Consider the following 14618-nt stretch of genomic DNA (forward strand, 5'->3'; position numbering starts at 1 on the left):
TCTACGTTCGGCCTCCGACATCGCGTCCGGAAGTTCAGAGCGGACCCCCAGGTGCCACCCGCGCGTCGCGCACGTGACGCTCACGCTCACTGCCGAGGTCGAATCGACTCGGCTACGGTGGGCGCGTGCCCACGCCAGACTTCGTCCTCGAACTCCGCCGCCTCGTCGGCACCCGCCCCCTGCCGCTGGTCGGCGTGACCGCCGTGGTCGTGCGCGACGACGTCGTCCTGCTCGGACGGCGCAGTGACAACGGCCGCCTGACCCCGATCACCGGGATCGTCGACCCCGGAGAAGAGCCCGCGGATGCCGCTGTCCGCGAGGCCGCGGAGGAAGCCGGTGTGCGCATCCGTGCCGACCGACTCGCCTGGGTGCACCAGATTCCCCGCGTGACCTACGCCAACGGCGACCAGAGCGACTACCTCGACCTCGTCTTCGCCTGCACGTGGCTATCCGGTGAGCCCGAGCCCGTCGACGGCGAGATGACCGAGGTCGGATGGCATCCGATCGCCGGCCTCGACGAGCTTCTGGACGACGAGATGCACGCTCGCGTCCGCGCGGGCCTCACCGGCGGGCCGGCGCGATTCGAGCAGAACTCCTCGCCCGCGTGACCGGAGTCAGAATCCGTCGCGGAGGATCTCGAGCGCGTGCGCAAGGTCGGCGGGGTACGCCGACTCGAAGCTGACCCACTCCCCCGTCGCCGGGTGGGTGAAGGCGAGCCGGTGGGCGTGGAGCCACTGACGCTCGAGTCCCAGACGGACGGAGAGCGTGGGGTCGGCGCCATACAGGGGGTCGCCGACACAGGGATGCCGATGAGCCGCCATGTGCACGCGGATCTGATGCGTGCGCCCGGTCTCGAGATGGATCTCGAGGAGCGACGCGCGAGGGAACGCCTCGAGCGTCTCGTAGTGGGTCACCGAGTCCTTCCCGTCGGGAACGACCGCGAACTTCCACGAGTGGTGCGGATGACGCCCGATCGGTGCGTCGATGGTTCCCGACAGCGGATCGGTGTGCCCCTGAACGACCGCGTGATAGATCTTGTCGACTTCGCGCTCCTTGAACGCGCTCTTCAGGAGCGTGTAGGCGCGTTCGGTCTTGGCCACGACCATCAGACCGCTCGTCCCGGCATCGAGCCGGTGGACCACGCCGCGGCGCTCGGCCGGCCCGCTCGTGGCGATGCGGAACCCCGCCGCGGCGAGGGCTCCGAGCACGGTCGGCCCCTCCCATCCCACGGAGGGATGAGCGGCCACACCCGCGGGCTTGTCGACGACGACGATGTCATCGTCGTCCCAGACGATGCCGAGGTCGGCGACTTCGACGGGCACGATCTCGGGCTCGCGCTTCGGTTCCCACTCCACGCTCAACCACCCGCCGCCGCGGAGACGGTCGGAGCGAGCGACGGAGCGCCCGTCGACGCTCACCCCGCCCGCGTCGGCGATCTCGGCAGCGAAGGTCCGCGAGAATCCGAGCATCTTGGCCAGCGCCTGGTCGACGCGCGTTCCATCGAGCCCGTCGGGAACGGGAAGGTGTCGCGACTCCATGTCAGCGAGAACCGGGGTCGGTCGCGGCGTCGACGCTGTCGTCGGGCGCGGCGGCATCGGCGGCGCGGGATGCCCGCGTCTCGCGCGTTCCGTCGAGACGGAGGCCGAAGAGCACCAGCAGCGCGACGGAGATCATCATCGAGACGATGAACACATCGGCGACGTTGTAGATCGCCGGCATCATCCACGGGGTCGAGATGAAGTCGACGACGTGGCCGACGGGGAAGCCCGGTTCGCGGAAGAGCCTGTCGCTCAGGTTGCCCAGCACTCCGCCGAGCAGGAGACCCAGCACGACCGCCCACAGCCGCGAGCGGACCCGCGTGACCGCGAGGAAGAGGATGACGCACGCCACGACCGCCAGGGCGATCGTGAAGATCCAGGTGACACCCTCGCCGAGCGAGAAAGCCGCCCCGGGGTTCCGCACGAGGTACAGCTGGAGCGCCTCGCCGATGACGGGGACGACGCGCTCGGGAGGGAGGTTCTCGATGGCGATCATCTTCGCCAACTGGTCGGCGGCCAGCACCACCACCGCGAGGATCGCGATGAGGATGCTGGCCGCCGCCGAACGCAGGGGAGGTCGACTGCGCAAAGAGTCGGCCTACAGACCGATCGCCGACACGGGCGTCGAGCCAGAGGACGACGCGGTGGTGTCGAGGTCGCGGAGCTGACCCTCGATGTAGGAGCGGAGCTGCGAGCGGTAGTCGCGCTCGAAGTTGCGCAGCTCGGTGATACGGCCCTCGAGGGTGACGCGCTCCTTCTCGAGACGGGCGCGCTCTTCGCGACCCTTCTGCTCGGCCTCGGCGACGATGGACGCCGCCTGCGCCTGAGCCTCGCTGATGAGCTGGTCGCGCTGGGCCTTACCCTCGGCGACGTGCTCGTCGTGCAGGCGCTGGGCCAGCTCGATGATGCCGGCGCTCTGCGCGGCGGGAGCAGCGTCGGCCTCGACCGCGGGGGCCTCCGGAGCCGCTGCAGGCGCCTCGGCGACGACCGGCTCTTCGACCTTGGGCGCCTCGGCCGCGGGGGCCGCGGCCACCGGGGCCGCCTCGCCGGACTCGAACGCGGCGAGCTTCGCCTTCAGCTCTTCGTTCTCGGCGATCGTCTTGCGCCACTCGACGACGATCTCGTCGAGGAAGTCGTCGACCTCATCGGGGTCGAAACCCTCCTTGAAGCGCACGTGCTGGAACTGCTTGGTGACGACGTCATCGGGGGTCAGTGCCATGGTGTTTCCTCTTTCGAGAGCTCTGAGTTGGAACTGTTGGGGGTGTCGCACCGGGGCGTACCGCTTCGGAACAGCATAGCCGCCGCCCTCGACCGGTGTCGAAGGCGGCGGCGATCGAGGTCACAAGGCCGAGAGGGACCGCGTGACGCTCAGCAGCAGGAAGCACAGGAACATGGTGATCGCGAATCCGAAATCGAACGCGATCCCCCCGATGCGCAGGGGCGGGATGAAGCGACGGATCAGTCTGATCGGAGGATCGGTCACCGTGTACACGATCTCGGCGATCACGAGAACGGCGCCGCGAGGGCGCCACTCCCGGTTGAACATCGGGATGTACTCGAGCACGAGGCGCGCGAGCAGCAGCACGATGTAGATGAAGAGGAGCGCACTGAGGATCGAGCCGACCAGGCTCAGGACGGCCACGATCGCTTACTGAGGCGCGAAGGGCGCGACCTCGGGGTCGGCCTGCGCGATCGCCCCGTCTCCGGAGACGGCGATGTTCTCGGGCGAGAGCAGGAAGACCTTGCTCGTGACCCGTTCGATGCGTCCGTAGAGACCGAGCGACAGACCGCTCGCGAAGTCGATCAGACGGCGCGCGTCGGCGTCGCTCATCTGCGACAGGTTGATGATGACCGGAATCCCCTCGCGGAAGTTCTCGGCGATCGTCTGCGCATCGCGGTACTGCTTGGGGTGCACCGTCAGGATCTCACTGACCGGACCGGCAGCGGGCTGACGCACTACGGCGGGCCGATGCAGGGGGGTCACGGGAGCAGCCTTCTCGATCGGCGCGGTCTGCTGCGGCTGCTGCTTGCGCGCGGCCGGCTGCGGCGCAGGCTCGTCATAGGTCTCCTCCTCATCGGCGAGTCCCAGGTAAACCATCGTCTTCTTGAGCGGGTTCGACATCGCATCCTCCGTTCGCTCGTCTGTGTCGAGGCTATCCGCGCACGGGCCTCGGACCCGTGATTGCCGATCCGATCCGTAGGTGTGTCGCACCCATTGCGATCGCTTCGGGGAAGTCGCCGGTCATCCCCGCCGAGATCCACGTCGCTTCCGGGACGACCGTGCGCACGACGTCCGCGCTCCGACGAAGACGCTCGAAGGCGTGAGCGGGGTCTTCGTCGAGCGGTGCCACCGCCATCACGCCCCGGACACGCAGCGACGCCCGTCCCGCGACGTGGGCAGCAAGGGCTTCCACGTCACCCGGAGCGACTCCCCCGCGCCCGGCGTCGTCCGTGAGGTTCACCTGCAGCAGCACGTCGAGCGGATCGCCCGAGCCCGCGGCATCCAGAGCATCGGCGATGCGCGAACGATCGACGGAGTGGACCACGTCGGCTGCGGCGCGGACGGCCCGCGCCTTGTTCGTCTGGGCCTGCCCGATGAAGTGCCAGCGGAGGTCGGAGAGACTCGCCAGCTCATCGCGTTTGACCGTCAGCTCCTGCTGTCGATTCTCGCCGACGTCGCGGACGCCCAGCGCGTGCAGGTCGCGAACGAGGGAGGCCGGGTGGAATTTCGTCACGACGATGCGCGTGATGCCGGCGAGATCACGGCCCGCCGCGCGGGCGGCATCCGCGATGCGTGCATCGACGTCGGCGAGGCGATCGGCGAGGGCGCTGGACATGGGTCTCCTTCACGACGAGAGCGGGCCCGGTGAAGACCGGACCCGCTGCACTGCTCACTCGTGCTTACTTGAGGAAGTCCGGCACGTCGAGGTCGTCGTCGGCGAATCCACCGTCGTACGACGACTCGGGGACGTGGGCCGCGACGGGCGCGGGCTCGGGCTTGCGCTCGGGGGCGCGCTCGGTCGAAGCCTTCTGCTCCTCAGCCGCGTGCAGGTCGCGCGCCACGTCGTCGGCGGGGATGACGGGGACGACGGGTGCCGAGACGGAGCGCTGGGCGCCCACCGCGTCGATGCGCAACGACGGTTCTCCCCCGTCGAAGCCGGCGGCGATGACCGTGACGCGGACCTCGTCGCCGAGCGTGTCGTCGATGACCGTACCGAAGATGATGTTCGCCTCGGGGTGCGCCGCTTCCTTGACGAGCTGCGCGGCGTCGTTGATCTCGAAGATGCCGAGGTTCGATCCGCCCTGGATCGACAGCAGGACGCCGTGCGCCCCTTCGATCGACGCCTCGAGCAGGGGCGATTCGACGGCGAGCTCGGCGGCCTTGATGGCGCGATCCGCCCCCCGCGCCGAGCCGATGCCCATGAGGGCCGACCCCGCTCCCTGCATGACGCTCTTGACGTCAGCGAAGTCGAGGTTGATCAGACCCGGGGTCGTGATGAGGTCGGTGATGCCCTGGACACCGGCGAGCAGCACCTGATCGGCCGTGGCGAAGGCCTCGATCATCGAGATGCCGCGGTCGCTGATCTCGAGGAGACGGTCGTTGGGGACGACGATGAGGGTGTCGACCTCTTCCTTCAGGCGCTGGACACCGCCCTCGGCCTGGCTCTGGCGGCGACGACCCTCGAATGAGAAGGGCTTGGTCACGACACCGATGGTGAGGGCGCCGATCGACTTGGCGATCTTGGCGACGACGGGAGCGCCACCGGTTCCGGTGCCGCCGCCCTCGCCCGCCGTCACGAAGACCATGTCGGCACCGCGGAGCGCCTCCTCGATCTCTTCGGCGTGGTCCTCGGCGGCGCGACGGCCCACCTCGGGATCCGCACCCGCGCCCAGGCCGCGCGTCAGTTCGCGGCCGACGTCGAGCTTGACGTCGGCGTCGCTCATGAGCAGCGCCTGCGCGTCGGTGTTGATCGCGATGAACTCCACGCCGCGCAGGCCGAGCTCGATCATGCGGTTGACGGCGTTGACGCCGCCCCCGCCCACACCGACGACCTTGATCACGGCGAGGTAGTTCTGGTTGTGGCTCATGCCGGCCTCCGTTTGTCCCCGAACCCGAAACTCTAAACCTCATGTTGAGGGTTAAAGAATTGCCCGGTATGCAATTCCTTGACTCGAAAGTAGGCGGCGTTGTCGTCGCCGCCCGGTCGACACGCGGCGTGTCCGAGGATCGCTCCCGAGATCAGCGGATGACGCCGGCTTCGGGCGACGTCACGTCGTACTCGCGGGTGCTGTCGGGCGGGCTCTTCTGCATCAGCAGGTCGAGAACCCGGGCCTTCTCGGGCGAGCGGTCGGCGCTCCCCCACATCACGCGGGTGCCGGTCGCACCGAGGGTGAGGGTCACGTCGTCCGGTGTCGTCGCGGACACCGCGGTGACCTGCGAACGGATGCCGTCGGGGAGGGCCCGCATCACGCGTCCGGCCGCGCGGAACGGCTCGGACGATGTGCCGGCCGGAATGTCGAGCACCGGCTGCCCGGCCGGCGCCTGGGGAGTCGTGGAGAGGACGACGCCCGCCGCATCGACGACGGTGAAGCCGGCCGCGGTCTGCACGACGCCGATGGGCGTGCGCTCCACGATGCGGACGACGAGGTCGTGCGGGGGCTGCGCCTCGAGCGTGTACGACTCCACGAGGGGGAAGCGCACCAGGGCGGCCTTGATCTTGCTGTCGTCGATGAGAGCGAGCGGAGTCCCGACCTGATCGCTGAGCGCTTCGGTGACCGCGGCCGCGTCGAGCTGCGACGTTCCCACCACGTCGACGCGCTCGAGGGCGAACAGCGGGCTGTAGGCGGCCCCCACGGTCGCCACGACCATCACCGCGACGGAGACGCCGACCCCGATCCAGATCCGTCGACGACGGCGCTGACGCACCGTGAACCGGCGGACCTCGGCTCGCAGCGCGCGGCGCCGTGCGCGCGAGGCGCGCCAGACATCGCGGAGGCCGGTCCCGGTCTCCTCCGCCGGGGGCGCGGCATCCGGGATCGTCTCGTCTCCTCGCCCGACCGGGGCGATCAAGGGGACGACAGGCGCGGTCGCCCCGTCCGCATCGGGCAAGGCCGGCTCGACGCGCGCCGTGGGCACCTCGGCCGGGCGGGCGCGCCGCTCCGGCGGCGAGGGCAGGGGCGAGGGCCGCTCCACGCTCAGACCGCCGCGGCCTCGGTGCGCGAGAGCGCTTCGAGCACCTGCGGGATGATCTGATACACGTTCCCGCAGCCCAGCGTGATGACGTAATCTCCGGGCCGGGCGATGCGGGCCGTGTAGTCGGCGGCCGCCTGCCAGTCGGGGACGTAGTGCACGTGCTCGGGATCGGTGAAAGCCCCGCTGACGAGCTCGCCGGTGACTCCGGGCACCGGATCCTCTCGCGCACCGTAGACGTCGAGCATGACCGTGTGGTCGGCGTGGGTCTCGAGGACCTCCGCGAACTCGCGGTACATCTCCTGCGTACGCGAGTACGTGTGCGGCTGCTGGATCGCGATGATGCGTCCCTCCCCCACGACCGTGCGCGCGGCCGAGAGGGCTGCGGCGACCTCCGTGGGGTGGTGTGCGTAGTCGTCGTAGACGCTGACGCCCTGCGCGACGCCGTGCAGCTCGAAGCGCCGGACCGTCCCGCCGAAGCCCGCGACCGCGCGGGCGGCATCGGTGAGCGAGTGTCCGAGCACGCGCAGGACCGCGACGGCACCGGCCGCGTTGACGGCGTTGTGCGCCCCCGGGACCCGCAGCTGCACGTCGACGCTCTCGCCGTCGGCTGTCAGCGTGAAGGCGACGGGACCGTCGGTCCGGATGCCGCTCAGCCGGACGTCGGCGGTCGCGTCCTCGCCGAAGGTCACGACGTTCACGTGCGTGATGCGCTCCCGCACGTCGCGGGCACCCGCGTCGTCGGCGGAGATCACAACGGCTTCGCTCGCGGCATCCGCGAATCGGGCGAACGCGGCGTCGAACGCGTCGCGCGAGCCGTAGTGGTCGAGGTGATCGGGGTCGACGTTCGTGATGAGTGCGACGGCGGTGTCGTAGAGCTCGAAGGTGCCGTCGGACTCGTCCGCCTCGATGACGACGAGGTCGTCGGAGCCCGTGCCGCTCGAGGCACCGAGGTCGGCGATCACGCCACCGTTGACGAAAGTGGGGTCGACCTCGAGCGCGCGCAGCGCCGTGACGATCATGCCGGTCGATGTCGTCTTGCCGTGCGCCCCGGCGACCGAGACGAGGCGGCGGCCGCCGATGAGCCAGTGCAGCGCCTGCGAGCGGTGGATGACGTGCAGCCCGCGCTCCTTGGCGGTGACGAACTCGGGGTTCTCGGGCCAGATCGCACCCGTGTGAACGACCGTGTCGGCGTCTCCCAGGTGCGCGGCGTCGTGACCGACGTACACGGTCGCACCGCGAGCGGCGAGGTCCCGCAAGGCGGCGCTGTCGGCGCGGTCGGAACCGGAGACCCGGATGCCGCGGTCGAGGAACATGCGGGCGAGCCCGGACATGCCCGAACCGCCCACGCCGATGAAGTGCGCGGAGGTGATGGTCTCGGGGATGGGGAGGCTCAGGTCGGGTCTGATCATGGCGTCTGCGAGTTTACGTCGCGGATCCTGCGTGCGAGCCCCGGCGCGCCCGTCAGCGCGTCAGGGCCTCGTCGATCATCGCGATGACGTTCTCGGTGCCGGCGCGAGTGCCGGCGCGGGCGGCTGCGGCGCGCATGGCGTCGCGTCCCGCGTCGTCGCGCAGCAGCGGCACGATCTCGGAACGGACGCGATCGGGGGTGAACTCGGCATCGGGAATCAGGCGAGCCGCTCCCGCACGCACGGCTGCGGCGGCGTTCAGGCTCTGCTCGCCGTTGCCCACGGCGTATGGCACGTACACCGCCGGGATACCCAGCGCACTGATCTCGCTGACGGTCGCGGCACCCGAGCGCGAGACGATGAAGTCCGCGAGCGCGAAGGCCAGATCCATCCGATCGACGTAGCGGACGACCGCGTACCCGGCGGCACCGGGGTCGGGCAGGTCGGAGTTCTGCCCCGTCACGTGCAGGAGCTGCCAGCCCGCGTCGAGCACGTCGCGCCAGGCTCCGCCGAACGCCGTGTTCAGGCGCAACGCCCCGAGCGAGCCGCCGAAGACGAGGAGAGTGGGGCGGGTGGCATCCAGATTGAAATGACGAGCCGCCTCGTCGCGGAGAGCGTGCGCGTCGAGGTCGACGATTTCGCGCCGCAACGGCATGCCGACGACCCGCGAACCGCGCAGGGGCGTGCCCTCGAACGCCACACCCACCCCGGAGGCGCCGCGGGCGCCCAGGACGTTCGCGAGCCCCGGCTTGGCGTTGGCCTCGTGGACGACGAAGGGAATTCGCTCACGGCGCGCGGCCACGTACGCGGGGGCGGCGGCGTATCCCCCGAAGCCGACGACGACGTCGACCCGGCGCTCGCGGATCATCCGCCGGACGTCGGCGACCGCACGGAGGAACCGAGCGGGGAACCGCGCCGCGGCGCCGTTCGGGCGACGCGGGAAGGGAACCTTGTCGACGAACAGGAGCTCGTAGCCGCGCAACGGCACGAGACGGGCCTCGAGGCCCTCGCGCGTCCCGAGGACGAGCACCTCGTCGGAGGCGTCGCGAGCGCGCAATCCGTCGGCGACGGCGAGCAGGGGGTTCACGTGCCCGGCGGTGCCGCCGCCGGCCAGAAGAGTGGTCGTCACTCGTTCGAGCCTAAACGTCAGCGGCGTCGAGCCGTGCGCGCGGGAGCCGCGGGCGTCTTGGAGCGGCGGTCGGGCAGCGTCCGCGCGCACGACAGCAGGACACCGCACGCGATGAGCACCGACAGCAGCGACGTGCCGCCCTGCGACATGAACGGCAGCGGGACGCCGAGCACCGGGAAGATGCGCAGGACGACGCCGATGTTCACGAGCGCCTGCCCGACGATCCAGAGGGTGATCGCGCCGGCGACGATCCGCACGAAGGTGTCATCGGTGCGACGGATGATGTGGAACGCGCCGACCGCGAACAGCGCGAACAGCAGCAGGACCACGAGGCATCCGATCAGACCGAGCTCTTCGCCGATGATCGCGAAGATGTAGTCGTTCGCGGCCGCCGGGAGCCAGTCGTACTTCTCTTTCGAGTTGCCGAGACCGAGCCCCAGGAGCCCTCCGCTCGCGAGACCCCAGACCCCGTGCAGGGACTGGTAGCAGGAGGTGTAGTAGCAGGAGGCGTCGTCGGGATTGAACAGGCTCGTGATACGCGCCATGCGGTTCTCGCTGCCGACCGCCGAGGCGAGGACCACCCCCACCGACAGCACCGCGGGGACGATGAACATGCGGAGCTTGATCCCGGCGAAGAACAGGGCGCCGAGCACCACGAGGACGAGGATCATCACCGTGCCGAGGTCTTTTCCCCCGAGCACGGTCCCGATGACGAGGACGGCCACCGGCACGACCGGGATGAACACGTGCTTCCACGCGGTCAGCAGACGGCGTTTGCGGTAGAGCACCGCGCCCATCCACAGGGCGAGCGCGAGCTTCAGGAACTCGGCGGGCTGGAACTGGAACCCGGCGATCTGCACCCAGTTGCGGTTTCCGTACGACTCGATGCCGAGGCCCGGCACGTAGACGAGAAGCTGGAACAGCGTCGCGAAGATCAGGACCGGCCAGGCGATCTTCTTCCAGAACGCCATCGGTGCGCGGCTCAGGGCGAACATCAGCGGGATGCCGACCACGGCGAAGACGCCCTGTTTCAGGACGTGATCGAAGGGGTTCTGGCCGCCGTCGAGAGCCGAGGTCGCCGACAGCACCATCACGAGCCCGAAACCCGTGAGCAGGAGGGCCGCCGACGTGATCAGCAGGAACTCGGTCGAGACCGGGCGGAAAGCTCGGCCCAGGGAGACCCGTGCCGCGAGGCCGGGGGTGGAGGGCTCGTCGGGTGTCTGCCGGGGCGGCGGGGCCGTCGTGGTCACTCGCATCCCCCTCAGAGCTGTCGGGTCGTTCCGTCTTCGTTCGCGAGCCATGCCCGCACCGCGTCGGCGAATCGCTCACCGCGGTCGGAGTACGACGCGAACTGATCGAAGGACGCCGCCGCCGGGGCGAGGAGCACGGTGTCCCCGTCCTGGGCGACGCCCGCCGCCAGTTCGACGACGCGTGTCATGACGTCCTCAGTCTCGGTGTGGTCGACCTCGAAAACCGGCACCTCGGGGGCGTGTCGCTCGAACGCCGTCACGACGGCCGTCCGCTCCGTGCCGATGACGATCACCGCTCGGGCGCGAACACCGCGCGAACGGACGAGATCGCTGAGGTCGACGCCCTTCAGCAGGCCGCCCACGATCCACACCGCGCCGGGGTACGCGGCGAGCGACGACGCCGCCGCGTGCGGGTTGGTCGCCTTGGAGTCGTCGACCCACGTGACACCCGCGTGCGCGGCGACGACCTGGATGCGGTGCGGGTCGAGGCGGAAGCGCTCGAGAGCGTCGTGGATGTCGGCCGGAGACACGCCGAGCGAGCGAGCGAGGGCGCTCGCGGCGAGGATGTTCGCCACCACGTGCGGCGCGGCGAGCCCGACCTCGGCCAGGTCGGCCACCGTCGTCAGCTCGAGGGCGGACGTGGCACGCTCCTCGAGGAACGCCCGATCGACCAGGATGCCGTCGACCACACCGAAGTCGCTCGGCCCGGGCACTCCCAGGTCGAAGCCGATCGCTCGAGCCCCCTCCTCGACCTCAGCGTCCTCGACCATCTCGCGCGTGGCGACGTCGGCCTTGTTGTAGACGCACGCCACGCGCGTCCGGGCGTAGACCCCCGCCTTCGCGTCACGATAGGCCGCGGCGCTGCCGTGCCATTCGAGGTGGTCGTCGGCGAGGTTGAGGCAGACCGCGGCATGCGGGGACAGAGCCTCGGGCCCGGTCTGCCGGTTGAGGTACCAGAGCTGGTGGCTCGACAGTTCGACGACGAGGGCGTCGAAGCCGTTCGGGTCGCGGACGGCGTCGAGCACGGGGGTCCCGATGTTGCCCACCGGGGCGGCGCGCAGTCCGCCCGCGACGAGCATCTCCGCGGTGAGGCGCGTCGTGGTGGTCTTGCCGTTCGTGCCGGTGATGAGGATCCAGTCGGCCGGCGAGCCGTCGGGACGCACGACCTTGTCACGCACCCGCCACGCGAGCTCGACGTCTCCCCAGAGCGGGACGGCGTTCTCGATCGCCCACCGGATGACGGGGTGCGATGGGGGGAACCCCGGGGACGCGAGCACGACCTCGGGCGCGAAGTCGACCAGTTCGGCCGGCGGTTCCGCGAGCGGTCCGACGTGGAGCCGCGCCCCGATGACGGGCAGCAGGCGCGCGTACTCCTCGTCGGCCTTCTCGGTGACCACGAGAACCTCGGCGCCGAGCTCGGCGAGCGTGTCGGCGGCGGAGAACCCGGTGACCGACAGACCGAGCACCGCGACGCGCAGGCCCTTCCAATCGGCGTACCAGCTCGTGAGGGTGGAGAGATCGCTCATACGCGGGAGAGCCATTCGACGTAGAAGAAGCCGACGCCGGACACCGCGAGCAGACCCGCGATGATCCACATGCGTACGACGATGGTCACCTCGGGCCATCCCCTCATCTCGAGGTGGTGGTGCAGAGGGCTCATGAGGAACAGACGTTTACCCCGCGTGATCTTGAAGTACGCGCGCTGCAGGATGACGGACCCGGAGGCGATCACGTACACGCCGGCGATGAGGATCAGCAGGAGTTCGGTACGGGTGAGGATCGCCATGGCCGCGATCACGCCACCGATCGCCATCGATCCGCAGTCGCCCATGAAGACCTTGGCCTTCGGGGCGTTCCACCAGAGGAACCCGACGAGAGCGCCGACGAACGACGCCGACACGATCGCCAGATCGAACGGATCGCGCACCGCATAGCATCCGGCCTGCACCGTGGGATCGAGGACGTCCGCGCACATCTGCTTGTTCTGCCAGAACGCCATCAGACTGTAGGCGCCGATCACGAAGATGCCGGAGCCCGCGGCGAGTCCGTCGAGACCGTCGGCGACGTTGACCGAATTGGATGCCGCGGTGCCGATCAGCGAGATCCACGCGAGGTACAGCAGCCATCCGACGATCGGACCGAGCGCGAACAGCGACAGGACCTGGATGTCGCGGAAGATCGAGATGTATCCCGACGCCGGCGTCTGACCGAAGGCGTTGGGGAAGTTCAGCGCGACGACGGCGAACGGTACCGTCACGATGACCTGGCCCGCGATCTTGCGCCACCCCGACAGTCCGAGGCTGTTCTGCAGGCGCACCTTCATGTAGTCGTCGATGAAGCCCACGACACCGAAGCCGAGCATGAGCCACAGGACCAGGAGTCCGGAGATCGTCGGAGGGTTGTTTCCGGCGTAGGAGCCGATGAAGTACCCGATGATCGTGCCCAGGATGAAGATCGTGCCGCCCATCGTGGGCGTTCCGCGCTTGGCCCCGTGGGAGGGGTTGTGCACGTTCTCGGGGGTACGGATGACCTGACCCCAGCCCCACCGCCGGAACCATCGCAGGAAGACCGGCGTGAGGAACAGGGTGAAGGCCAGCGAGATCCCCGCCGATGTCAGTAGTGATCTCACGCGAACAACTCTCCCAGACGGTCGCCGAGGAAGCGCAGGCCGGCGGAGTTCGACGACTTCACGAGCACCCGGTCACCGTCACGGAGTTCGGTGGACAGGTAGTCGTACGCGGCGTCGGCATCGGCGAAGAAGACCGCCTCGCCGTCCCACGATCCCTGGGCGATCGCCTCGAGGTACATGCGCCGCGCCTCGGGCCCGATCACGACGATGCGTTGGATACGAAGGCGCACCGCCAGCAGGCCGACGCGGTCGTGCTCCTCGTCGGCGTACTCCCCCAGCTCGCTCATCGCGCCCAGGACGGCGACCGTCCGCTCCCCGGGGCCGGTGATCTGCGCGAGGGTGCGAAGCGCCGCAGCCATCGAGTCGGGGCTGGCGTTGTAGGCGTCGTTGATGACACGGACGCGGTCGGAGCCCAGCGGCTGCATGCGCCAGCGCTCGGCGATCTCGACGGTCTCGAGGCGCGCGATCGCGTCGGCAGCGGGCACGCCGAGCGCGGTGGCGGTCGCCAGCGCGGCGAGGGCGTTCATGACGTGGTGCTCTCCGAGCACGCGCAGGGTGAGGGTGTGCGGCTCTCCGTCGACGATCAGATCGGCGCGGGTCCCGGATGCCGAGACCTCGACGTCGACGGCGCGGACGGCCGCGCGCTCCCCCCGGCCGAACCAGCGGACGTCCTGCCCGCGGTCGCGCGCGAACGGCTCCATGGCGGCGACGCGCGGATCGTCGGCGTTGAGCACGGCGAGCCCGCCCTCTCGCGTGGCGTGCACGAGCTCGCTCTTGGCGTGGAAGGTGGACTCGATCCCGCCGAATCCGCCCGCGTGCGCCATGCCCACCATGAGGACGACGCCGACGTCGGGGGTGACGAGACCGGCCAGGTGCGCGATGGCTCCCGGCGCGCTGGCACCGAACTCGCTCACGAGGTAGCGGGTCTTCTCGGTCACGCGGAGCATCGTGAGCGGCGCGCCGACCTCGTTGTTGAACGACGCGCGCGGCGACACGGTCTCGCCCTCGTCGCTGAGGATGCGGGCGAGGAGGTTCTTCGTCGTGGTCTTGCCGTTCGAGCCGGTGATCCCGATGATGCGCAGATCGCCGTTCCGCCGAACCCGGGCCACCACGTCGCGGGCGAGGTCGGACAGCGCGGCCACGGCATCCGGGACGACGATCTGGGTCACCTCGTCGTCGACCTCTCGCTCGACGATCGCGAGGACCGCACCGCGCTCGACCGCGGTGCCGACGAAGAGGTGCCCGTCGGTGGTCTCACCGGGTTTGGCGACGAAGATATCGCCCGGCTCGATGAGACGCGAGTCGGTGTCGACGAGACCCGCGACGAGGGTGTCGGGAGTGTCGCCCGCGCGGAGGACGAGACGCCCACCGACGGCGTCGGCGAGATGGGAGAGGCTCGTGGAGATCATTGCTGTGCGAACGCCCTTTCCGTGTCGCATTCGTTACCGAGACGAGACCGGCGTCGGCGGCGT

The 14618-nt window shown here is 69.8% G+C and carries 15 protein-coding genes; 1 reads left to right on the forward strand and 14 read right to left on the reverse strand.

Annotated elements, in window-relative coordinates:
* Positions 1-125: 125 nt before the first annotated feature.
* On the forward strand, positions 126-608 hold the full coding sequence (locus AB0O24_RS02620) for an NUDIX domain-containing protein (RefSeq protein ID WP_363372356.1): 483 nt from the start codon (positions 126-128) through the stop codon (positions 606-608).
* 6 nt (positions 609-614) lie between these two features.
* Here the strand turns inward: AB0O24_RS02620 and AB0O24_RS02625 are convergent, their stop codons facing one another.
* The 14 genes from AB0O24_RS02625 to murF form a co-directional block, all read right to left on the reverse strand.
* Complete coding sequence (locus tag AB0O24_RS02625; protein ID WP_363372359.1) at positions 615-1538, reverse strand: RluA family pseudouridine synthase; 924 nt, start codon at positions 1536-1538, stop codon at positions 615-617.
* A 1-nt stretch (position 1539) separates the two neighbouring features.
* The gene (gene lspA, locus AB0O24_RS02630) at positions 1540-2127 is read right to left on the reverse strand and encodes a signal peptidase II (protein ID WP_363372362.1); all 588 of its coding nucleotides are present in this window, start codon (positions 2125-2127) and stop codon (positions 1540-1542) included.
* Between the two features lie 9 nt (positions 2128-2136).
* Positions 2137-2757: a DivIVA domain-containing protein gene (locus AB0O24_RS02635; RefSeq protein ID WP_058596000.1), complete on the reverse strand. Its 621-nt coding sequence runs from the start codon at positions 2755-2757 to the stop codon at positions 2137-2139.
* A gap of 120 nt (positions 2758-2877) precedes the next feature.
* A complete protein-coding gene (locus AB0O24_RS02640) occupies positions 2878-3180 on the reverse strand; it encodes a YggT family protein (RefSeq protein ID WP_058596001.1) in 303 nt (100 codons plus the stop codon).
* 6 nt (positions 3181-3186) lie between these two features.
* Positions 3187-3660, reverse strand: a complete 474-nt coding sequence (locus AB0O24_RS02645; RefSeq protein ID WP_058596002.1) for a cell division protein SepF — start codon at positions 3658-3660, stop codon at positions 3187-3189.
* Positions 3661-3691: 31 nt separating this feature from the next.
* The gene (locus tag AB0O24_RS02650; RefSeq protein WP_363372364.1) at positions 3692-4375 is read right to left on the reverse strand and encodes a YggS family pyridoxal phosphate-dependent enzyme; all 684 of its coding nucleotides are present in this window, start codon (positions 4373-4375) and stop codon (positions 3692-3694) included.
* 64 nt (positions 4376-4439) lie between these two features.
* Complete coding sequence (ftsZ, locus tag AB0O24_RS02655) at positions 4440-5627, reverse strand: cell division protein FtsZ (RefSeq protein ID WP_058596004.1); 1188 nt, start codon at positions 5625-5627, stop codon at positions 4440-4442.
* 151 nt (positions 5628-5778) lie between these two features.
* The gene (locus AB0O24_RS02660; protein ID WP_275796438.1) at positions 5779-6648 is read right to left on the reverse strand and encodes an FtsQ-type POTRA domain-containing protein; all 870 of its coding nucleotides are present in this window, start codon (positions 6646-6648) and stop codon (positions 5779-5781) included.
* A gap of 86 nt (positions 6649-6734) precedes the next feature.
* Positions 6735-8141 (reverse strand): UDP-N-acetylmuramate--L-alanine ligase, encoded by a 1407-nt coding sequence (gene murC / locus AB0O24_RS02665; RefSeq protein ID WP_275796436.1) that lies wholly within the window; start codon positions 8139-8141, stop codon positions 6735-6737.
* 52 nt (positions 8142-8193) lie between these two features.
* Positions 8194-9267: a UDP-N-acetylglucosamine--N-acetylmuramyl-(pentapeptide) pyrophosphoryl-undecaprenol N-acetylglucosamine transferase gene (locus tag AB0O24_RS02670; RefSeq protein WP_363372369.1), complete on the reverse strand. Its 1074-nt coding sequence runs from the start codon at positions 9265-9267 to the stop codon at positions 8194-8196.
* 17 nt (positions 9268-9284) lie between these two features.
* A complete protein-coding gene (ftsW, locus tag AB0O24_RS02675) occupies positions 9285-10523 on the reverse strand; it encodes a putative lipid II flippase FtsW (RefSeq protein ID WP_363372372.1) in 1239 nt (412 codons plus the stop codon).
* Positions 10524-10528: 5 nt separating this feature from the next.
* Positions 10529-12043: a UDP-N-acetylmuramoyl-L-alanine--D-glutamate ligase gene (gene murD / locus AB0O24_RS02680; protein ID WP_363372375.1), complete on the reverse strand. Its 1515-nt coding sequence runs from the start codon at positions 12041-12043 to the stop codon at positions 10529-10531.
* Entirely contained in the window at positions 12040-13146 is a 1107-nt protein-coding gene (gene mraY / locus AB0O24_RS02685) for a phospho-N-acetylmuramoyl-pentapeptide-transferase (protein ID WP_058614029.1), read from the reverse strand. Before mraY ends, murD begins: the two co-directional genes overlap by 4 nt.
* A complete protein-coding gene (murF, locus tag AB0O24_RS02690; protein WP_363372377.1) occupies positions 13143-14555 on the reverse strand; it encodes a UDP-N-acetylmuramoyl-tripeptide--D-alanyl-D-alanine ligase in 1413 nt (470 codons plus the stop codon). The genes mraY and murF overlap by 4 nt, the downstream gene beginning before the upstream one ends.
* Positions 14556-14618 lie beyond the last annotated feature (63 nt).

Origin of the sequence: Microbacterium sp. NPDC086615, from assembly GCF_040686055.1 — a bacterium.
Lineage (GTDB): Bacteria > Actinomycetota > Actinomycetes > Actinomycetales > Microbacteriaceae > Microbacterium.